The following is a 21,465-nucleotide window of genomic DNA, read 5'->3' on the forward strand; positions in this document are numbered from 1 at the left end:
GCTCCCTGATCACCGCCAACACGAGGGTACTTTCATGTCCCAAGAATTCGATTACATCATCGTCGGAGCAGGCTCCGCCGGTAACACCCTGGCGACTCGCCTGACCGAAGACGCCGGCGTCACCGTACTGCTGCTGGAAGCCGGTGGCCCCGACTACCGCTTCGACTTCCGCACCCAGATGCCGGCCGCCCTGGCCTTCCCGCTGCAGGGCCGTCGCTACAACTGGGCCTACGAGACCGACCCGGAGCCGCACATGAACGGCCGCCGCATGGAGTGTGGCCGTGGCAAGGGCCTGGGTGGCTCGTCGTTGATCAACGGCATGTGCTACATCCGTGGCAACGCCATGGACTTCGACGGCTGGGCGAAACTGCCAGGCCTGGAAGACTGGACCTACCTCGACTGCTTGCCGTACTTCCGCAAAGCCGAAACCCGCGACATCGGCCCGAACGACTACCACGGCGGCGAAGGCCCGGTCAGCGTGACCACGCCAAAGGCCGGTAACAACCCGCTGTTCCACGCCATGGTCGAAGCCGGCGTGCAAGCCGGCTACCCGCGCACCGAAGACCTCAACGGCTACCAGCAGGAAGGCTTCGGTCCGATGGACCGCACCGTCACCAAGCAGGGCCGCCGTTCCAGCACCGCCCGTGGCTACCTGGACCAGGCCAAGAAGCGCCCGAACCTGACCATCGTCACTCACGCCCTGACTGACCGCGTACTGTTCGACGGCAAGCGCGCCATTGGCGTGACTTACCTGGTCGGCGACAGCGAAGAGCGCGTCGAAGCCCGCGCCCGCAAGGAAGTGATTGTAAGCTCCGGCGCCATTGCTTCGCCGCAGCTGCTGCAGCGTTCCGGCGTTGGCCCGCGCGCCCTGCTGGAAAGCCTCGACATCCCGGTGGTACACGACCTGCCAGGCGTCGGCGAAAACCTGCAGGACCACCTTGAGCTGTACCTGCAGTACGCTTGCACCCAGCCGGTGTCGCTGTACCCGTCGCTGCTGTGGTGGAACCAGCCGGCCATCGGCGCCGAGTGGATGTTCAAGGGTACCGGTATCGGCGCCAGCAACCAGTTCGAGGCGGGTGGTTTCATCCGCACCCGTCCGGAATTCGAATGGCCGAACATCCAGTACCACTTCCTGCCGGTCGCGATTAACTACAACGGCTCCAATGGCGTGAAAGAGCACGGGTTCCAGGCACACATGGGCTCGATGCGCTCGCCAAGCCGTGGCCGCATCCAGGTCAAGTCGAAGGACCCGCGCCAGCACCCGAGCATCCTGTTCAACTACATGGCCACCGAGCAGGACTGGCAGGAGTTCCGTGACGGCATCCGCCTGACCCGCGAAATCATGGCCCAGCCGGCGCTGGACCCGTACCGCGGTCGAGAGATCAGCCCGGGCGAGCACGTGCAGACGGATGAAGAGCTGGACAAGTTCATCCGCGAACACGCCGAAACCGCCTTCCATCCGTCCTGCTCGTGCAAGATGGGCACCGACGAGATGGCCGTGGTCGACGGCGAAGGTCGCGTGCACGGCATGAAGGGCCTGCGTGTGGTCGATGCGTCGATCATGCCGATCATCATCACCGGCAACCTCAATGCCACCACGATCATGATCGCCGAGAAAATTTCGGACAAGATTCGCAACCGCAAGCCGCTGCCGCGCAGCACCGCCAAGTACTACGTGGCCAACGGTGCACCGGTCAAAGGCAAGCCAATGCGTGAGGTGAAGCAGGCGTAAGCCTGCCCTGCCCCCTTCGCGGCTAAAGCCGCTCCCACAGGTAGCGCATCGCCCTTGGCCCTTGCGAACCCCTGCAGGAGCGGATTCACCCGCGAACGGGCCCGCATCGGCAACACCACAAAAGGCACCCTCAGAGGTGCCTTTTGCACATCTGCAGAAACGCTTTACAGCCTGCCAATTCATCAGGTTAGAATCAGTTGGCACGCGACTTGCCAAGTCAAGGAGCCAAGCCCCCTTCCCGCGATATCCCGGAGTACCTGCCTTTGGATGCAAGCACCATCAACAGCCTGTTCTTGATCGGCGCATTGCTGGTGGGCGCAAGCATCCTGGTCAGCTCGCTGTCATCGCGCCTGGGCATCCCCATTCTGGTCATCATTCTCGCCGTCGGCATGGTCGCCGGAGTCGATGGTGGCGGCATCATCTTCAACAACTACCCGACCGCCTACCTGGTGGGCAACCTGGCATTGGCCGTGATCCTCCTTGACGGTGGCCTGCGCACGCGGGTAGCGAGCTTTCGCGTGGCATTGTGGCCGGCGCTGTCCCTGGCCACCGTCGGCGTGATGATCACCACTGCGCTGACCGGCATGGTAGCTGCCTGGCTGTTCAACCTCAGCCTGATCCAGGGCCTGCTGATCGGCGCCATCGTCGGCTCCACCGACGCCGCCGCGGTGTTTTCGCTGCTCGGCGGCAAAGGCCTGAACGAGCGGGTTACCGCCACCCTGGAAATCGAATCGGGCAGCAACGACCCGATGGCGGTGTTCCTCACCGTCACCCTGATCGACATGATCGCCAGCGGCCAGACTGGCTTGCACTGGAGCCTGCTGGGCCACTTGCTGCGCGAGTTCGGTATCGGCGGCCTGCTTGGCCTGGGTGGCGGCTGGCTGATGCTGCAGTTGGTGAACCGTATCAACCTGGCCGGCGGCCTGTACCCGATCCTGGTGGTCGCCGGCGGCCTGGTGGTGTTCTCGCTGACCAATGCCCTGCACGGCAGCGGCTTCCTTGCCGTATACCTGTGCGGCCTGGTGCTGGGCAACAAGCCGATCCGCAGCCGCCACGGCATCCTGCACATGCTCGACGGCATGGCCTGGCTGGCCCAGATCGGCATGTTCCTGGTGCTGGGGCTGCTGGTCACGCCCCACGACCTGCTACCGATCGCCCTGCCGGCGCTGGGCCTGGCGTTGTGGATGATCCTGGTGGCGCGCCCTCTGTCGGTAGTGGCCAGCCTGCTGCCGTTCAAGGCCTTCCATGGTCGTGAGAAAGGCTTCATTTCCTGGGTTGGCCTGCGCGGCGCGGTGCCGATCATTCTGGCAGTATTCCCGCTGATGGCCGGCCTGCCTGACGCCCAGCTGTTCTTCAACCTGGCGTTCTTCATCGTGCTGGTGTCGCTGCTGGTGCAAGGCACCAGCCTGCCGTGGATGGCCAAGCTGCTGAAGGTCACCGTACCGCCAGACCCGGCGCCGATTTCCCGCTCGGCCCTGGAAGTGCACATCACCAGCGAGTGGGAGCTGTTCGTCTACCGCCTGGGTGCGGAAAAATGGTGCATCGGCGCCGCCCTGCGCGAGCTCAGGATGCCCGAAGGCACGCGTATCGCCGCGCTGTTCCGGGGCGAACAACTGCTGCACCCGTCCGGCAGTACGGTACTGGAGGTAGGCGACATGCTCTGCGTGATCGGCCACGAACATAACCTCCCGGCGCTGGGCAAGCTGTTCAGCCAGGCACCGCAGCGCGGTCTGGACCTGCGTTTCTTTGGCGACTTCGTGCTCGAAGGCGATGCCGAACTGGGCGCGGTGGCCGCACTTTATGGCCTCAAACTGGACGGCCTGGACGCGAAAATGCCGCTGGCGCAGTTCATCCGACAGAAGGTCGGAGGCGCTCCAGTAGTAGGCGACCAGGTCGAATGGCACGGCACGATCTGGACCGTGGCGACCATGGACGGGAACAAGATCCAGAAAGTCGGCGTCAGATTCCCCGAAGGAACGCGACCCGGACCAGGATTGTTCCTCTAAACTCCGTTTCTGCCTGATCCACAAGTAGTCTGCCTATGTCCCTGCGCGTGTACCTTCGCACAGCCCTGCTGGGGTTGTGCCTGTCCATTTCTTTCGCGGTCAACGCGGCAGAAGCCCCGACCACCGCCAGCATCCAGAACAGCCTCGACAAGATCGCCGAGCGCAAGCTGCCCGAGGCCGACCAGAAGGCCCTGCAGCAGGTGCTCGAGCAGACCTTGAACCTGCTCAACAGCAAAGAAGACAGCGAGAAGAAGCTTGCCGCGCTCAAGCAGCAGTTGGCCAGCGCCCCCAAGGAAACCAGCGAAAGCCAGAAAGAACTGGCCAAGCTCAAGCAAAGCAAGCCCCAGCCGGTGGCCCAGCGCTATGCCAGCCTGAGCGTGCCACAGCTCGAGCAGATGCTCAGCGAACGCAACACCCAGCAGGGTGATTTGCAGAAGGCGCTGTCCGAAGCCAACAGCCTGATCATCAACTCGCAGACCCGCCCCGAACGGGCCCAGGCCGAGATCAGCAACAACCAGACCCGCACCCAGCAGATCAACAGCAGCCTCAAGAGCGGCAAGGACGGCGGCAAACCGATCAACGCCGACCAGCGCAACCAGCTCAATGCCGAACTGGCCTCGCTCAACGCGCTGACCCTGCTACGCCGCCAGGAGCTGGCCGGTAACGGCCTGCTGCAAGACCTCGGCAACGCCCGTCATGACCTGCTGATCGAACGCGCCGCGCGTCTGGAGCAGGAAATCCAGGACCTGCAGACGCTGATCAACGAGAAACGCCTGGCCCAGTCCCAGGAAGCCGTTACCCAGCAGTCGATCGAAGCGCAGAAGGCCGGCGGCAGCAGCCTGCTGGCCACCGAGAGCGCGGCCAACCTGAAGCTCTCCGACTATCTGCTGAAAAGCACCGACCGCCTCAACGAGCTGACCCAACAGAACCTGCGCACCAAGCAGCAGCTCGACAGCCTGACCCAGGCCGACCAGGCACTGGATGAGCAGATCAACGTGCTCAAGGGCAGCCTGCTGCTGTCGAAGATCCTCTACAAGCAGAAGCAAGCACTGCCGCACCTGAAGCTCGACCGCGACCTGGCCGACCAGATCGCCGATATCCGCCTCTACCAGTTCGAGATCAACCAGCAGCGCGAGCAGATGAGCAACCCGGTGACCTACGTCGACAAGCTGCTGGCCAGCCAGCCGCAGGAAGACGTCACGCCGCAACTGCGCAAGGCCCTGCTGGAAGTGGCGATCACCCGCAGCGACCTGCTCGAACGCCTGAACCGCGAGCTGTCGGCACTGCTCAACGAATCGATCACCCTGCAGCTCAACCAGAAGCAGCTGCTGGGCACCGCTCAGGGTCTGCGCAACACCCTCGACGAACAGATGTTCTGGATCCCCAGCAACAAGCCGCTGGACTGGGACTGGCTGCGCCTGGTGCCGGAACGCTTCCCTGAACAGGTTGCCAGCCTGCCCTGGGGTTCGGGCATCAAGGAACTGGCCGACGGCCTGAGCCAGCGGCCGCTGCTGTTCCTGCCGCTGCTGCTGGCGATCGGCGCCCTGCTGTGGCGGCGCAAGTACCTCTACCAACGGCTGGTCAAGGTGCATCAGGACATCGGCCACTTCCGCCGTGACAGCCAGTGGCACACCCCCCAGGCCATCCTGATCAACATCCTCCTGGCGATGCCGGTGAGCCTGGGCCTGGCGCTGTGCAGCTATGCCCTGCAGATCGACGCCCGCGGGCAGAACGCCAACCTCGGCGCGGCGCTGTGGCAACTGGCCCAGGCCTGGTTGGTGTTCTACACCGCCTACCGCATCCTCGCGCCGGGCGGCGTGGCGGAAGTCCACTTCCGCTGGCACAAGCCGCAGGTCGAATTCCTGCGCGGCTGGGTACGCCGGTTGGGCACCGTGGTGCTGGCGCTGGTCGGCGTGGTGGCGGTCGCCGAGCACCAGCCTTCGGCCCTGGCCGACGACGTGCTCGGCATCGGCGTGGTACTGACCTGCTACGCACTGATGGCCTGGCTGCTCAGCCGTCTGCTGCTGAGCAGCCCGGCGCACCGCGACACGTCGCTGTTCCGCAGGGCTGTCGGGGTGGCCTTCACCGCACTGCCGATCGCGCTGTTCGTGGCCGTGTGCTTCGGCTACTACTACACCGCACTGAAACTGACCGACCGGCTGATCTATACCCTTTACCTGCTGCTGTTCTGGCTGGTCATCGAGGCCGCCTTTGTCCGTGGCCTGTCAGTCGCTGCGCGGCGCCTGGCCTACCAGCGCGCGCTGAGCAAGCGCCAGGCTGCCAAGGAAGGGCTGGATGGCGAAGTCATCACCGAAGAGCCGACCCTGGACATCGAACAGGTCAACCAGCAGTCGCTGCGCCTGATCCGCCTGGCCCTGCTCGGCGGTTTCATCGCTGGCCTGTACTGGGTCTGGTCGGACCTGATCTCGGTATTTGCCTACCTCAACAATTTCGTCCTGTACGAGTACACCAGCGGTACCGGGGCCGCCGCCAGCATGGTGCCGATCAGCCTCGGCGACCTGCTCGGAGCGCTGGTGATCGTCGGCATCACCTTCGCCCTGGCGGGCAACTTGCCGGGCCTGCTGGAAGTGCTGGTGCTGTCGCGCCTGAACCTGGCCCAGGGCAGCGCCTACGCCACCACCACGCTGCTGTCGTACACCATCGTCGGTGTCGGCATCGTCAGTACCCTGTCGACCCTCGGGGTGAGCTGGGACAAGCTGCAGTGGCTGGTAGCAGCGCTGTCGGTGGGCCTGGGCTTCGGCATGCAGGAGATCTTCGCCAACTTCATCTCCGGCATCATGATCCTGTTCGAGCGCCCCGTGCGGATCGGCGACACCATCACCATCGGCAACCTGTCCGGCACCGTGAGCAAGATCCGCATCCGCGCCACCACCATCACCGACTTCGACCGCAAGGACATCATCGTCCCCAACAAGACCTTCATCACCGGCCAGCTGATCAACTGGTCGCTGACCGACACGGTCACGCGGGTGACGCTGAAGCTGGGGATCGACTACGGTTCTGACCTCGACCTGGTACGCGACCTGCTGCTCAAGGGTGCCCACGAGAACCCGCGCGTGCTCAAGGACCCGGAACCGATCGTGTACTTCCTGAACTTCGGCGAGAGCTCGCTGGACCACGAACTGCGCATGCACGTACGTGACCTCGGTGACCGCAACCCGACGCTGGACGAGATCAACCGCTACATCAACCGCGAGTTCAAGGCCCACAACATCAAGATCTCGGTACGCCAGGTCGAGGTGTTCCTGATGGACCCGAAAGGCGGCAAGCAGCAGCTGATCCCGACGGAGCAACCTAAACCGGATGGCACTGCACCGGCCTGAGTGGGCTCGAATGCTTTATTCTGTGCTGAATCCCAGGAGCAGCCCGTGAAAGCCCTCGACCAACTCACCTTCGACAACCGCTTCGCCCGCCTGGGCGATGCGTTCTCCACCCAGGTCCTGCCCGAGCCGATCGCCGAGCCGCGCCTGGTGGTGGCGAGCGAGGCGGCCATGAGCCTGCTCGACCTTGCCCCGGACCAGGCCGATCTGCCGTTGTTTGCCGAGCTTTTCAGCGGTCACAAGCTGTGGCAAGAGGCCGACCCGCGGGCGATGGTCTATTCCGGCCACCAGTTCGGTTCCTACAACCCGCGCCTTGGCGACGGCCGCGGCCTGCTGCTGGCCGAAGTGCTGAATGACCAGGGCGAGCACTGGGACCTGCACCTCAAGGGCGCCGGCCAGACCCCCTATTCACGCATGGGCGACGGCCGCGCCGTGCTACGCTCGTCAATCCGCGAGTTCCTCGCTTCAGAGGCCCTGCACGCGCTGGGCATCCCCACCAGCCGGGCACTGTGCGTGATCGGCTCAAGCACCCCGGTGTGGCGCGAAACCCGCGAGAACGCGGCAATGCTCACTCGCCTGGCGCAGAGCCATGTGCGTTTCGGGCATTTCGAGTACTTCTACTACACCAAGCAACCGGAACAGCAACGTGTGCTGCTCGACCACGTGCTGGAGCAGCACTACAGCGAATGCCGCGATGCCGAGCAGCCTTACCTGGCCATGTTCCGCACCATCGTCGAGCGCAACGCCGAGCTGATCGCCCGCTGGCAAGCCTACGGCTTCTGCCACGGGGTGATGAACACCGACAACATGTCGATCCTCGGTATCACCTTCGATTTCGGTCCTTACGCCTTCCTCGACGATTTCGACGCCAACTTCATCTGCAACCACTCCGACGACCGTGGCCGCTACAGCTATGCCAACCAGGTGCCGATCGCCCATTGGAACCTCAGCGCCCTGGCCCAGGCCCTGACCACGGTAATCGAGGTGGAGCCGCTGAAGGAAGCGCTGGGCCTGTTCCTGCCGCTGTATCAGGCACACTACCTCGACCTGATGCGTCGGCGCCTGGGCCTGACCACCGCCGAAGACGACGACATGGCGTTGGTCGAGCACCTGCTGCAGCGCATGCAGAGCGGCGGCGTGGACTACAACCAGTTCTTCCGCAAATTGGGTGACCAGCCCGTGGCCGAAGCGCTGAAGCGCGTGCGCGATGATTTCATCGACCTTGCCGGGTTCGATGCCTGGGGCGCGGACTACCTGGCCCGCTGCGAGCGCGAGGCGGGCAATGCCGAAGGCCGTCGTGAGCGGATGCATGCTGTGAACCCACTGTACGTGCTGCGCAACTACCTGGCGCAGAACGCCATCGAAGCGGCCGAAGCGGGGGATTACAGTGAAGTGCGCCGCCTGCATCGGGTGCTGAGCAAACCGTTCGAGGAGCAGGCCGGCATGCAGGCCTATGCCGAGCGCCCGCCTGAGTGGGGCAAGCACCTGGAAATCAGCTGCTCTTCATAATCTCAAGGAGCCAACATGCCCGACCCATTGGTAATCCCCTGCCCCCACTGCAACGGCCTCAACCGCCTGCCGGCGGCGCGCCTGGGTGACGCGCCGAAATGCGGCCGCTGCAAACAGGATGTGCTGCTGAGCCAGCCTTTCGAACTCAGCGAAGCCAACTACACCAGCCAGATCAAGGGCGACCTGCCGTTGCTGATCGACGTCTGGGCCGACTGGTGCGGCCCCTGCAAGTCCTTTGCCCCGACCTTCGAACAGGCTGCCCGCCAACTCAGCGGCCGCTGCCGCCTGGCCAAGCTCGACAGCGAAGCCAATCGCAACCTGGCTGGGCAATTGGGCATCCGCTCGATTCCCAGCCTGATCCTGTTCAGGAACGGCCGCGAAATCAGCCGCCAGGCCGGGGCGTTTCCGCTGCAGTCGTTGCTGGAGTGGTTGCGTAGCCAGGGGGTTTAAGCATTCTCTTCGAGCAGCGAGTGCAACTCGACAAACTGTTGCGTCAGCTTGTGCCGTGGCTCCAGGTGAATCAGCGGCAGGCTGGCGTGGTGCGACTCGCGCATCTTCACCGAGCTGCCCAGGTACACCGGTAGCACCGGCAGCCCTTCGGCCAGCAGCTCGTCAAGCATCTGCTGCGGCAGGCTGGCGCGGGACTGGAACTGGTTGACCACGATGCCTTCGACCACCAGGTCTTCGTTGTGGTCGTCCTTGAGTTCCTCGATTTCGGCCAGCAGGCCATACAGCGCCTGACGCGAAAAGCTGTCGCAATCGAAGGGAATCAGTACACGATCAGCAGCAATCAATGCGGAAACCGCATAGAAATTGAGCGCGGGTGGTGTATCGATGTAGATCCGCTCGTAGTCCTCGTCCAGCTCGTCGAGCAACTTACGCAGCTTGTTGATCTTGTGCTTGGCTTCCAGCTTGGGTTGCAGTTCGGCCAGCTCACCTGTGGCGGTGACCACATGCAGGTTGTCGAACGGGGTCTCGTAGATGTCGACCTTGTTCTTCTTGCTGAACGGTCCGCTGGACAAGCTCTGCTTGAAGAAATCGGCAATGCCCATGGGGATCTCGTCGCCAGTCAAGCCGGTCAGGTACTGGGTCGAGTTGGCTTGGGCATCCAGGTCGATCAGCAAGGTCCGATAACCTTCGCTGGCACTCACAGCCGCCAGGTTGCAAGCGATGCTCGACTTGCCCACGCCACCTTTCTGATTGAACACCACGCGCCGCATGATTGACCTCCGTGTATCAACGAATGCCCGAGTATGTGGCGGCTCAGCGGCAATGACCAGTGCCATTTGCCCATTCGCCGGGCCAACCCGGGACATCACCCTTGGCCCGCCACAAGTCCCGTCAGCAATTCGGCAAACGCCCGCGCCATCGCCGAACCCCCGCGCTCACGCTGCACCAGCCACACTGCCGACATCGCCCCTTCATCCAGCAGTGTGCGGTACACCACGCCTTCGATGCGCATGCGCTGGAACGATGCCGGCAGCACCGAGACCCCAAGCCCCGCCGACACCAGGCCGATGATGGTCATCGCTTCCCCCGCTTCCTGGGCGAAATGTGGGCTGAACCCGGCCTGGCGTGCCAGGCTCAACAACTGCGCATGCAGCCCGCTGCCATAGCTGCGCGGGAAGAACACGAACGGTTCAGGGGCCAGGGCAGCCATGTGCACGCCCTGTTCCGTGCCTTTGGCCAATGGGTGAGAGGCATTGATCACCGCCACCAGCGGCTCGCGAAACAGCTCGGTGGCTACCAACCCTTCCGGCAACGGCATCGGGCGCATCAGCCCAACCTCGATGGTTTCGTCGAACACCCCCTCGGCGACGTCCCGGCTGCTCATTTCCTTGAGGTTGAGGTGCACGGCGGGGAAGCGCTGGCGAAAGGCATGAATGGCCTTGGGGATCTTCGACGTGAACGGCGCCGACGAGGTGAAGCCAATTTTCATCTCGCCCAGTTCACCCAACTGTGCACGCCGCGCCACATCGGCGGCCTTCTCCACCTGCGCCAGTACCTGGCGCGCTTCTTCGAGGAACAGCCGGCCCGCCTCGCTCAGCTCGACCCGACGATTGGTCCGCTCGAACAGACGAGCGCCCAGCTCCTGCTCCAGCGCCTGAATTTGCTGGCTCAATGGCGGCTGGGAGATGCCCAGTTGCTGGGCCGCTCGGCCGAAGTGCAGCTCTTCGGCAACAGCGATGAAGTAACGCAGATGGCGCAGTTCCATGATCAGGCCCTATCAGGTCGCTAAACGTCTTAAATAGGTCGAACAATATATTGGATGTAATCATTAGCCAGCTATATGCTTTTTTCATTGCGTCAGAGGTACCGCCCGTGAAAACTGCTGTAGCCCCCCTTAGTGCCAGCCCAGAACCTGCCCCCCTGAACGAGATGTGGATCGAAAAAGGCACCCCCGCCTTCATGAAGACCGTGCTGGCCCTGTTCAGCGGCGGCTTCGCCACGTTCGCCCTGCTGTACTGCGTACAGCCGATGATGCCGCTGCTGTCGAAGGAGTTTTCCATCAACGCAGCGCAGAGCAGCCTGGTGCTCTCGGTATCGACTGCGATGCTGGCCTTCGGCCTGTTGATCACCGGTCCGATCTCCGACCGCATCGGCCGCAAGCCGGTGATGGTCTTTGCCCTGGCCTGCGCCGCCCTGTCGACCTTGGCCAGCGCGGTGATGCCGAGCTGGGAACTGGTACTGGCCACCCGCGCCCTGGTGGGCCTGTCCCTGAGCGGCCTGGCGGCGGTGGCAATGACTTACCTCAGCGAAGAAATCCACCCGCAGCACATCGGCCTGGCCATGGGCCTGTACATCGGCGGCAACGCCATTGGAGGGATGAGCGGGCGGCTGATTACCGGGGTACTGATCGACTTCGTCAGCTGGCACACGGCGATGCTGACCATCGGCGGCCTGGCCCTGGTGGCGGCGCTGGTGTTCTGGAAGGTACTGCCGGAGTCGCGCAACTTCCGCCCTCAGCTGATGAACCCGCGTAGCCTGCTGGACGGTTTCGTCATGCACTTCAAGGATGCCGGGCTGCCTTGGCTATTCCTCGAAGCCTTCTTGCTGATGGGTGCCTTCGTCACCCTGTTCAACTACATCGGTTACCGCCTGCTGGCCGAGCCTTACCACATGAATCAGGCGCTGGTCGGCTTGCTGTCGGTGGTGTACCTGTCGGGTATCTACAGCTCGGCGCAGGTCGGCGCACTGGCTGACAAGCTGGGCCGGCGCAAGGTGTTCTGGGCCAGCATCGTGGTAATGGCGGGCGGCCTGCTGATGACCCTGGCTACCCCGCTGGCGCTGGTGATCGTTGGCATGCTGGTGTTCACCTTCGGCTTCTTCGGGGCGCATTCGGTGGCCAGCAGCTGGATCGGCCGCCGGGCGCTGAAGGCCAAGGGGCAGGCTTCGTCGCTGTACCTGTTCAGCTATTACGCAGGGTCCAGCGTGGCGGGTACTGCGGGCGGGGTGTTCTGGCACCAGTGGGGCTGGAATGGCATCGGCCTGTTCATTGGCAGCCTGCTGGCGGTGGCGTTGCTGGTGGCACTGCACCTGAGCAGACTGGCGCCCAAGTCCGCTTGAAGTTGGGGCCGCAAAGCGGCCCCAATTTGCGCTTACTGGTGATACTGCGCCGACAGCTCGTGCACGGCGTTGATGAACACACCGGCATGTTCCGGGTCGACTTCCGGTGTAATGCCGTGGCCGAGGTTGAACACGTGGCCAGTGCCCTTGCCATAGCTGGCCAGGATACGCGCCACTTCCTGGCGGATGGCTTCGGGCTTGGCGTACAGCACGGTCGGGTCCATGTTGCCTTGCAGCGCAACTTTATCGCCGACGCGGCGGCGAGCGTCGCCGATCTCACAGGTCCAGTCCAGGCCCAGCGCGTCGGCACCGGCTTCGGCGATGCTTTCCAGCCACAGGCCGCCGTTCTTGGTGAACAGGATCACCGGCACTTTGCGCCCTTCGTGCTCGCGGATCAGGCCGCTGACGATCTTGCGCATGTAGGCCAGGGAGAACTCCTGGTAGGCCGCCGCCGACAGGTTGCCGCCCCAGGTGTCGAAGATCTGCACCGCCTGGGCACCCGCGAGGATCTGGCCATTGAGGTAGCTGGTAACCGACTGCGCCAGCTTGTCCAGCAGCAGGTGCAGGGCTTGCGGGTTGTCGTAGGCCATGGCCTTGGTCTTGCGGAAGTCCTTTGACGAGCCGCCTTCGACCATGTAGGTGGCCAGGGTCCAGGGGCTGCCGGAGAAACCGATCAGCGGCACGCGGCCGTTGAGCTCGCGACGGATGGTGCTGACCGCGTCCATCACATAGCCGAGGTCTTTCTGTGGGTCAGGGATCGGCAGCGCTTCGATGTCGGCCGGGGTGGTGATGGTCTTCTTGAAGCGCGGGCCTTCGCCGGTTTCAAAGTACAGGCCAAGGCCCATGGCATCGGGGATGGTGAGGATGTCCGAGAACAGGATCGCCGCATCAAGCGGGTAGCGGTCCAGCGGCTGCAGGGTCACCTCGCAGGCGAACTGCGGGTTCATGCACAGGCTCATGAAATCGCCGGCCTTGGCGCGGCTGGCGCGGTACTCCGGCAGGTAGCGGCCGGCCTGGCGCATCATCCAGACAGGGGTGACGTCAACGGGTTGCTTGAGCAGCGCACGCAGGAAACGATCGTTCTTCAGGGCAGTCATGTCGGCATCCGGAAAAATAGTGCGGGCATTTTCTCAGACGCCAGCGCAAAAGGCACGGTCAAGGCCATGCGTTTTGTCTATTGGGTGCCACAGATCAAACGATTTTGTATACAAAACCAATGTGGAGGGTGGCACCGGCTTCGCCGGTGTTCGCGGCTGAAGCCGCTCCCACAGGTTCCGCGCTGGCTTGGAAGCTACGCGATCCCTGTGGGAGCGGCTTTAGCCGCGAATGCGATGGATCAGACTTCGAGGTAGTCCAGGATCCCTTCGGCAGCATTGCGGCCTTCGAAGATCGCCGTCACCACCAGGTCCGAACCGCGCACCATGTCGCCACCGGCGAACACTTTCGGGTTGCTGGTCTGATGCTTGAACCTGGCTTTCTCCGGCGCCACTACACGGCCCTGGCTATCCAGCTGGATGCCATGCTGCTCGAACCACGGTGCCGGGCTCGGGCGGAAGCCGAAGGCGATGACCACGGCATCAGCCGGCAGGATCTCTTCGGAGCCTGGGATCGGCTCAGGGCTACGACGGCCACGGGCATCCGGCTCGCCCAGGTGGGTCTCGACCACCTTCACGCCTTCCACCTTGTCCTCGCCGACGATGGCGATGGGCTGGCGGTTGTAGAGGAACTTCACGCCTTCTTCCTTGGCGTTCTTCACCTCTTTGCGCGAACCCGGCATGTTGGCTTCGTCACGGCGATAGGCACAGGTCACCGACTTGGCACCCTGGCGGATCGAGGTGCGGTTGCAGTCCATCGCGGTGTCGCCACCGCCCAGCACCACGACCTTCTTGCCCTGCATGTCGACGAAGTCTTCCGGCGACTTTTCGAAGCCGAGGTTACGGTTGACGTTGGCGATCAGGAAGTCCAGCGCATCGTGGACGCCTGGCAGATCTTCGCCCGGGAAACCACCCTTCATGTAGGTGTAGGTGCCCATGCCCATGAACACGGCGTCGTATTCGGCGAGCAACTGTTCCATGGTGATGTCCTTGCCCACCTCGGTGTTCAGGCGGAACTCGATGCCCATGCCGGTAAAGACTTCGCGGCGATTGCTCAACACGGTCTTTTCCAGCTTGAACTCCGGGATGCCGAAGGTCAGCAGGCCACCGATTTCCGGGTTCTTGTCGAACACCACCGGGGTCACGCCACCCCGCACCAGCACGTCGGCGCAGCCCAGACCAGCCGGGCCGGCACCAATGATGGCGACGCGCTTGCCGGTTGGCTTGACCTTGGACATGTCCGGACGCCAGCCCATGGCAAATGCCGTGTCGGTGATGTATTTCTCCACCGAACCGATGGTCACAGCGCCGAACCCATCATTCAGGGTGCAGGCCCCCTCGCACAGACGGTCCTGCGGGCACACGCGGCCGCATACTTCCGGCAGGGTGTTGGTCTGGTGCGACAGTTCGGCCGCGGCCAGGATATTGCCTTCGGCGACCAGCTTCAGCCAGTTGGGGATGAAGTTGTGTACCGGGCACTTCCACTCGCAATACGGGTTGCCGCAGCCCAGGCAGCGGTGCGCCTGCTCCACGGACTGCTGCGGCTTGAACGGTTCGTAGATCTCCACGAACTCCTTCTTGCGCTGGCGCAGCAGCTTCTTCTTGGGGTCCTTGCGGCCCACTTCGATGAACTGGAAGTCGTTGTTCAGACGTTCAGCCATTTTTCAAAACCTCTTTACCGCAGTTGCCAGCCTCAGGCTGCAAGCTGCAAGACGATCACTTGAGCACGACAGGCCCCGCGCACGGGGCCGTCACTTGCAGCTGTTCTTACTGCGGGTTGGCACGGGTGCTGGACAGCAGTTGCTTGAGGTTGGCCGCCTTCGGCTTGACCAGCCAGAAGCGCCGCACGTAGTCGTCCAGGTTCTCGAAGAGCTCACGCCCCCACTCGCTGCCGGTCTCTTCCACGTATTCGCCAAGGACCCGCGCCAGGTGGCTGCGGTAGGCTTCCATCGCCTCACCACTGATGCGCTGGATTTCCACCAGCTCGTGGTTGAGCTTGTCGACGAAGCTGTTGTCCATGTCGAGCACGTAGGCGAAGCCGCCAGTCATGCCAGAACCGAAGTTGTAACCGGTCTTGCCCAGAACGCAGACAAAGCCACCGGTCATGTATTCACAGCAGTGATCGCCAGTACCCTCGACAACAGCGTGGGCGCCGGAGTTACGCACAGCGAAGCGCTCACCTGCGGTACCTGCGGCGAACAGCTTGCCGCCGGTGGCGCCGTACAGGCAGGTGTTGCCGACGATGGCGCTGTGCTGGGTGGCGAACGGGCTGCCGGCTGGCGGCACGATGGTCACCTTGCCCCCGGTCATGCCTTTGCCGACGTAGTCGTTGGCGTCGCCTTCCAGGTGCAGGTTCAGGCCACCGGCGTTCCACACGCCGAAGCTCTGGCCAGCGGTACCCTTGAAGCGGAAGGTCACCGGCTTGTCGGCCATGCCCTGGTTGCCGTACAGCTTGGCGATTTCGCCAGAGATACGGGCACCAATGGAACGGTCGCAGTTGCAGATGTCGAGGCTGAACTCACCACCGGCCTGGTCGCGGATTGCCGGGAGGGCCATCTCGACCATCTTCTCGGCCAGCTCGCCCTTGTCGAACGGCGGGTTGTTGTCGACTTCGCAGAACTGCGGCTTGTCAGCCGGAATGTGCGAGCTGCCCAGCAGCGGGGTCAGGTCCAGGTACTGCTGGCGCTCGGTGTCGCCTGGCAGCACGTCGAGCAGGTCAGTACGGCCGATCAGCTCGCCGAGGCTGCGCACGCCCAGCTTGGCCAGCCACTCACGGGTCTCCTCGGCGACGAAGGTGAAGAAGTTGATCACCATGTCGACGGTGCCGATGTAATGGTCCTTGCGCAGCTTCTCGTTCTGCGTGGCCACGCCGGTGGCGCAGTTGTTCAGGTGGCAGATGCGCAGGTACTTGCAACCCAGGGCGATCATTGGCGCGGTGCCGAAGCCGAAGCTTTCGGCGCCGAGGATGGCTGCCTTGATCACGTCCAGGCCGGTCTTCAAGCCGCCGTCGGTTTGCACCCGCACCTTGCCGCGCAGGTCGTTGCCGCGCAGGGTCTGGTGGGTTTCGGCCAGGCCCAGTTCCCACGGGGCGCCAGCGTACTTGATCGAGGTCAGCGGCGAAGCACCGGTACCACCGTCGTAACCGGAGATGGTGATCAGGTCGGCATAGGCCTTGGCCACACCGGCGGCGATGGTGCCAACGCCGGCCTCAGCCACCAGCTTGACCGAAACCAGGGCCTGCGGGTTGACCTGCTTGAGGTCATAGATCAACTGGGCCAGGTCTTCGATCGAATAGATGTCGTGGTGCGGCGGCGGCGAGATCAGGGTCACGCCCGGTACCGCATAGCGCAGCTTGGCGATCAGGCCATTGACCTTGCCGCCTGGCAGCTGGCCGCCCTCACCGGGCTTGGCGCCCTGGGCAACCTTGATCTGCAGCACTTCGGCGTTGACCAGGTACTCCGGGGTCACGCCAAAGCGGCCGGTGGCCACCTGCTTGATCTTGGAACTGCGGACGGTGCCATAGCGCGACGGGTCTTCACCGCCTTCACCGGAGTTGGAGCGCGCACCCAGGCGGTTCATTGCCTCGGCCAGGGCTTCGTGGGCTTCAGGCGACAGCGCACCCAGCGAGATACCGGCGGAATCGAAGCGCTTGAGGATGGCCTCCAGCGGCTCGACCTGATCCAGCGGCAAGGCCTGGTCGGCCACTTTCACCTTCAGCAGGTCGCGGATCATCGACACCGGACGCTGGTCGACCAGCGTGGTGTATTCCTTGAACTTGGCGTAGTCGCCTTGCTGCACGGCGGCCTGCAAGGTGTTGACCACATCCGGGTTGTAGGCATGGTATTCGCCACCGTGGACGAACTTCAACAGGCCACCTTGCTGGATCGGCTTGCGCGCGCTCCAGGCTTCGGCTGCCAGCAGCTTCTGGTCGCCTTCGAGGTCGACGAAGCGCGCACCCTTGATGCGGCTGGACACGCCCTTGAAGCTCAGGCCGACCACTTCCTCGGCCAGGCCCACGGCTTCGAACAGCTGGGCGCCACGGTACGAGGCGATGGTGGAGATGCCCATCTTCGACAGGATCTTCAGCAGGCCCTTGGAGATGCCTTTGCGGTAGTACTTGAAGACTTCGTCCAGATCACCGAGCACTTCGCCGGTGCGGATCAGGTCGGCCAGCACTTCGTAGGCCAGGTACGGGTACACGGCCGAAGCACCGAAGCCCAGCAGCACGGCGAAGTGGTGCGGGTCACGGGCAGTGGCGGTTTCCACGAGGATGTTGCTGTCGCAACGCAGGCCCTGCTCGGTCAGGCGGTGGTGCACGGCACCCACGGCCAGCGAAGCATGCACCGGCAGCTTGCCCGGGGCGATGTAGCGGTCGCTCAGTACCAGCTGGGTCTTGCCGCTGCGCACGGCTTCTTCCGCCTGGTCGGCGATGTTGCGGATGGCCGCTTCCAGGCCGACGCTCTCGTCATAGTTGAGGTCGATCAGCTGACGGTCGAAGCCCTCGCGCTCCAGGTTCATCAGCGAACGCCACTTGGCGGGCGAGATGACCGGCGAGCTGAGGATCACCCGCGAAGCGTGCTCCGGAGATTCCTGGAAGATGTTGCGCTCGGCGCCCAGGCAGATTTCCAGGGACATGACGATCGCTTCGCGCAACGGGTCGATCGGCGGGTTGGTCACTTGGGCGAACTGTTGGCGGAAGAAGTCGTATGGCGAACGCACGCGCTGCGAAAGCACCGCCATCGGCGTGTCGTCACCCATCGAGCCGACCGCTTCCTGGCCCTGCTCGCCGAGTGGGCGCAACACCTGGTCACGCTCTTCGAAGGTGACCTGGAACATCTTCATGTACTGCTTGAGCTGGTCAGCGTCGTAGCTGGCCACGCCCTGGTCGTCGGTCAGGGTCGCCTGGATGCGCAGGGCATGCTGACGCAGCCAGCGTTTGTACGGGTGGCGCGACTTCAGACGGTTGTCGATGGCGTCGGTGTCGAGGATCTGGCCGGTCTCGGTGTCCACGGCAAGGATCTGGCCCGGTCCGACACGGCCCTTGGCCAGGACTTCCTCAGGCTTGTAACCCCACACGCCGATTTCCGAGGCGATGGTGATGTAGCCATTGGTCGTCGTCACCCAGCGCGCCGGGCGCAGCCCGTTGCGGTCGAGCAGGCACACCGCATGGCGGCCTTCGGTCATGACGATACCGGCCGGGCCATCCCACGGTTCCATGTGCATGGAGTTGTATTCGTAGAAGGCGCGCAGGTCGGCGTCCATGGTCTCGACGTTTTGCCAGGCTGGCGGAACCAGCATGCGTACGCCGCGGAACAGGTCGATGCCACCGGTGACCATCAGCTCCAGCATGTTGTCCATGCTCGAAGAGTCGGAACCGACGCGGTTGACCAGTGGACCGAGCTCTTCGAGGTCGGGGATCAGGTCGTTGGCGAACTTGGTGCGACGGGCCATGGCCCAGTTGCGGTTGCCGGTGATGGTATTGATCTCGCCGTTGTGGGCGAGGAAGCGGAACGGCTGCGCCAGCGGCCATTTCGGCAGGGTGTTGGTGGAGAAACGCTGGTGGAACACGCAGATCGCGGTTTGCAGGCGCTCGTCACCCAGGTCTGGATAGAACGCCGCGAGGTCGCGCGGCATCATCAGGCCTTTGTAGATGATGGTCTTGTGCGAGAAGCTGCAGATGTAGTGGTCGGCGTCGTGGGCGTTGGCCACGGACGAGCGGCGACGGGCACTGAACAGCTTGATGGCGAATTCCAGATCGCTCAGGCCTTCACCACCGATGAATACCTGCTCGATCTGCGGCAGGCGCTCAAGGGCCAGGCGGCCAAGCACGCTGGTGTCGATCGGGACCTTGCGCCAGCCGAACAGCTTCAGGCCGGCCGCGACGATTTCGCGGTCCATGTTGGCGCGGGCAGCCTCGGCTTTGACCGGGTCCTGGTTGAAGAACACCATGCCGACAGCGTACTGCCTGGGCAGCTCGACGGCGAATTGTTGCTGGGCCACGGCCCGCAGGAACTGATCGGGCTTCTGCATGAGCAGACCGCAACCGTCACCGGTCTTGCCGTCGGCGTTGATACCGCCGCGGTGGGTCATGCAGGTCAGTGCCTGCATGGCGGTTTGCAGAAGGTGGTGACTCGGCTCGCCCGTCATATGGGCGATCAGGCCAAAACCACAGTTGTCCTTGAATTCTTCGGGATGGTACAGACCTGTTTTCATAGACACTTTCTCACCAGGTTCACCTCTCAACCGGAGGTAAATCTCTTTTATGTACAACCACTTACCATCCACGCCGATCAAACGCCAGCTTTTTTGCGGTGGCCATGGAAAACCATTGTTGCACAGCGACAGTCATACCCACAAATTTTCATGTCTCACCATTGAAAATTTATGTCGCAATTTTGAATGTTTTTACGCCACGCGCCGTGATAGCGGCCTGGCTTGAGTCTGAAGCGTTTCAGCCAGGTCTGCAACAGAGGCTTGTGGCCGGCAGCCTGGGACAGAAAAGCCTGCCGCGCTCAGGCGCAGCAGGCTAGTCGAATGTCGTTAATCGCTCAGCAACTGGGCGGCGGGGTGATGCCGCCCGGAAGGTATCAGCGGGCCGAGGCCAGCTCTTGTTGGACGCTGGCGACGGTACGTGGCCAAGGTTTACCAGCCTGGACCTTCGCTGGCAAGTTCTTGATTGCCGCAACCGCTGCGTCGCGGCTGGCAAAGTTGCCGTAGGTGACCACGTAGAGCGGTTTACCCTGCAGGTTTTTCTTGAAGTAGCGATAGTCGCCACCCTGTTCCTTGACGAAGGCCTGGGCCGACGCTTCGGAGCTGGTGCCGAGGATTTGCACCACGTAGTTGCCGGGTTTCTGCCCCGAATACCATCCACCACTGCCGCTGGCGCTGGCGACCGGCTTTTCCACCGGTTTGGCGGCTGGCTTGGCAACAGCGACCTGAGTCGGTGCCGGGGCCGGCTTGGCAGGCGCAACCGGCTTGACTGGCTGAGTGGCGACAGGCTTCGGCGCAGGCGCAACCGGCTGCACAGGCGTGGCCTGGGCCATGCTCGGCGCCGGGCCGGCAGGCACGCCCTGTGGCGGTGCGATCGTGGTCACGGTCGGCGGATTGCCAGGCTGCAAGGCGGTGTTGCCCGCCGGGCCACCCTCCTCGCCATCACCCATGCCGGCAGCTTGCGCCAGCGGCTCGCGCATCACGGGCTGGGACTGACCGACCAGCGGCAGCGGCATCGGCTGCGACTGGCCGGAGAATTCGATGGCCGGGCTGCCGTTGTTCGACTGGGCAGCGCCTGGCTGGCCCTCGCCCAGCGGCAGCTGGGCCTGGGCTACAGGCGCGTCGGCTGGTGCCTTGTCGCCTTTCTTGGGCATCAGAACTGCAGCACCTACGGCGACCACGACGACAGCGGACAGCGCGAGTACGTGTTTCTTAGGCATTTTGAACCCCATGGATGGTCGCTTGACCGTGGTACGGCTGGCGATCATGGCTTCGATCAAAGTATCGCGGGCGACCTGGTTGATGTTGCCAGGCCATCCGTCGGAGTTTTCATGAATATCGACCAGCTGCTCACGGGTGAACACCTCGATGCCCCGGCCAGCGCCTTCCAGGCGTTGCTCCAGGTACTCGCGGGTTTCTTCCTCGTTGTAGGGGGCGAGTTCAATGATATGGAAGCGCTCTTCCTCGACTTGAATCTCGTCCAACCCGGCAATCAGCGATGGCTCGCCGAACAGGAACACGTGCGGGCGCCCTTCCGGTAGCCCTGCCGCCAGTTCCAGCAACGCTTGGAGTGCCGACTCGTCGAGTTGTTCCGCATCGTCCACCAGCAAATAGACTTCCTGACCGGTCAGTGCCAGCTGCACCACCTTGTTCAGGATCGCCTGCACCTCAGGCTGAGCCACTTCAAGCGTTTGCGCCACCTGGCCGAGCACGCTGGCAGCGTCGCTGGCGCCACGGGCCGACACCACTACGCTCAGCACCGTCTGCTTGTTGGTGCTGGCCACCAGGGCCTGGCGCAGCAGGGTCTTGCCGCTGCCCACCGGGCCGGTAACCACCAGCATCAGCTGGCTGTAGCGCGCCAGGTGATGCAGTTGGCCCAGCACCGGCTTGCGCTGGGCGGGGAAGAACTTGAAGCCGGGCACACGCGGGGCGAACGGATCGTGGCTCAACTGGTAATGTTCAAGGAACGCCTCATCGGCATGCAAACTGGTCATTACGCTGTCACA

The 21,465-nt window shown here is 63.5% G+C and carries 12 protein-coding genes; 6 read left to right on the forward strand and 6 right to left on the reverse strand.

The genetic code is table 11. The features are described 5' to 3' along the window. Positions 1-34: 34 nt before the first annotated feature. The 5 genes from betA (at position 35) to trxC (ending at position 9,038) form a co-directional block, all read left to right on the forward strand. Complete coding sequence (gene betA, locus L6D64_RS11320) at positions 35-1,732, forward strand: choline dehydrogenase (protein WP_176508129.1); 1,698 nt, start codon at positions 35-37, stop codon at positions 1,730-1,732. 263 nt (positions 1,733-1,995) lie between these two features. Beyond that, complete coding sequence (locus L6D64_RS11325; protein WP_176508128.1) at positions 1,996-3,738, forward strand: potassium/proton antiporter; 1,743 nt, start codon at positions 1,996-1,998, stop codon at positions 3,736-3,738. 35 nt (positions 3,739-3,773) lie between these two features. Then, positions 3,774-7,082, forward strand: a complete 3,309-nt coding sequence (mscK, locus tag L6D64_RS11330; protein WP_176508127.1) for a mechanosensitive channel MscK — start codon at positions 3,774-3,776, stop codon at positions 7,080-7,082. A 45-nt stretch (positions 7,083-7,127) separates the two neighbouring features. Then, on the forward strand, positions 7,128-8,588 hold the full coding sequence (gene selO, locus L6D64_RS11335) for a protein adenylyltransferase SelO (protein ID WP_176508126.1): 1,461 nt from the start codon (positions 7,128-7,130) through the stop codon (positions 8,586-8,588). Positions 8,589-8,603: 15 nt separating this feature from the next. Beyond that, positions 8,604-9,038, forward strand: coding sequence for a thioredoxin TrxC (gene trxC, locus L6D64_RS11340; protein ID WP_176508125.1), 435 nt, complete (start codon positions 8,604-8,606; stop codon positions 9,036-9,038). On the opposite strand, the gene L6D64_RS11345 is transcribed toward trxC, so the two are convergent. Together L6D64_RS11345 and L6D64_RS11350 are read right to left on the reverse strand one after the other, a co-directional pair. Further along, complete coding sequence (locus L6D64_RS11345; protein WP_176508124.1) at positions 9,035-9,808, reverse strand: ParA family protein; 774 nt, start codon at positions 9,806-9,808, stop codon at positions 9,035-9,037. The genes trxC and L6D64_RS11345 overlap by 4 nt on opposite strands. A 95-nt stretch (positions 9,809-9,903) precedes the next feature. Further along, positions 9,904-10,803 (reverse strand): LysR family transcriptional regulator, encoded by a 900-nt coding sequence (locus tag L6D64_RS11350; protein ID WP_176508123.1) that lies wholly within the window; start codon positions 10,801-10,803, stop codon positions 9,904-9,906. 164 nt (positions 10,804-10,967) lie between these two features. Here L6D64_RS11350 and L6D64_RS11355 point away from each other — a divergent pair, with 164 nt between their 5' ends. Then, entirely contained in the window at positions 10,968-12,155 is a 1,188-nt protein-coding gene (locus L6D64_RS11355) for an MFS transporter (RefSeq protein WP_236192418.1), read from the forward strand. Between the two features lie 32 nt (positions 12,156-12,187). Here the strand turns inward: L6D64_RS11355 and hemE are convergent, their stop codons facing one another. The 4 genes from hemE to L6D64_RS11375 form a co-directional block, all read right to left on the reverse strand. Then, positions 12,188-13,252, reverse strand: a complete 1,065-nt coding sequence (hemE, locus tag L6D64_RS11360; protein ID WP_176508121.1) for a uroporphyrinogen decarboxylase — start codon at positions 13,250-13,252, stop codon at positions 12,188-12,190. A gap of 239 nt (positions 13,253-13,491) precedes the next feature. Beyond that, positions 13,492-14,910, reverse strand: coding sequence for an FAD-dependent oxidoreductase (locus tag L6D64_RS11365; protein ID WP_176508120.1), 1,419 nt, complete (start codon positions 14,908-14,910; stop codon positions 13,492-13,494). A 106-nt stretch (positions 14,911-15,016) separates the two neighbouring features. Further along, on the reverse strand, positions 15,017-19,462 hold the full coding sequence (gene gltB / locus L6D64_RS11370; protein ID WP_176508119.1) for a glutamate synthase large subunit: 4,446 nt from the start codon (positions 19,460-19,462) through the stop codon (positions 15,017-15,019). A 374-nt stretch (positions 19,463-19,836) separates the two neighbouring features. Beyond that, on the reverse strand, positions 19,837-21,453 hold the full coding sequence (locus tag L6D64_RS11375; protein ID WP_176508118.1) for an AAA family ATPase: 1,617 nt from the start codon (positions 21,451-21,453) through the stop codon (positions 19,837-19,839). Between the last annotated feature and the right edge of the window lie 12 nt (positions 21,454-21,465).

The organism is Pseudomonas urethralis (assembly GCF_021602465.1).
Taxonomy (GTDB): Bacteria; Pseudomonadota; Gammaproteobacteria; order Pseudomonadales; family Pseudomonadaceae; genus Aquipseudomonas; species Aquipseudomonas vlassakiae.

What these genes read in the sequence shown, in the direction of transcription:
- L6D64_RS11375 (WP_176508118.1), bottom strand. Translation starts at nt 21,453, where the DNA reads ATGACCAGTTTGCATGCCGATGAGGCGTTCCTTGAACATTACCAGTTG.
- betA (WP_176508129.1), top strand. Translation starts at nt 35, where the DNA reads ATGTCCCAAGAATTCGATTACATCATCGTCGGAGCAGGCTCCGCCGGT.
- L6D64_RS11355 (WP_236192418.1), top strand. Translation starts at nt 10,968, where the DNA reads ATGTGGATCGAAAAAGGCACCCCCGCCTTCATGAAGACCGTGCTGGCC.
- L6D64_RS11365 (WP_176508120.1), bottom strand. Translation starts at nt 14,910, where the DNA reads ATGGCTGAACGTCTGAACAACGACTTCCAGTTCATCGAAGTGGGCCGC.
- trxC (WP_176508125.1), top strand. Translation starts at nt 8,604, where the DNA reads ATGCCCGACCCATTGGTAATCCCCTGCCCCCACTGCAACGGCCTCAAC.
- L6D64_RS11350 (WP_176508123.1), bottom strand. Translation starts at nt 10,803, where the DNA reads ATGGAACTGCGCCATCTGCGTTACTTCATCGCTGTTGCCGAAGAGCTG.
- mscK (WP_176508127.1), top strand. Translation starts at nt 3,774, where the DNA reads ATGTCCCTGCGCGTGTACCTTCGCACAGCCCTGCTGGGGTTGTGCCTG.
- L6D64_RS11345 (WP_176508124.1), bottom strand. Translation starts at nt 9,808, where the DNA reads ATGCGGCGCGTGGTGTTCAATCAGAAAGGTGGCGTGGGCAAGTCGAGC.
- hemE (WP_176508121.1), bottom strand. Translation starts at nt 13,252, where the DNA reads ATGACTGCCCTGAAGAACGATCGTTTCCTGCGTGCGCTGCTCAAGCAA.
- gltB (WP_176508119.1), bottom strand. Translation starts at nt 19,462, where the DNA reads ATGAAAACAGGTCTGTACCATCCCGAAGAATTCAAGGACAACTGTGGT.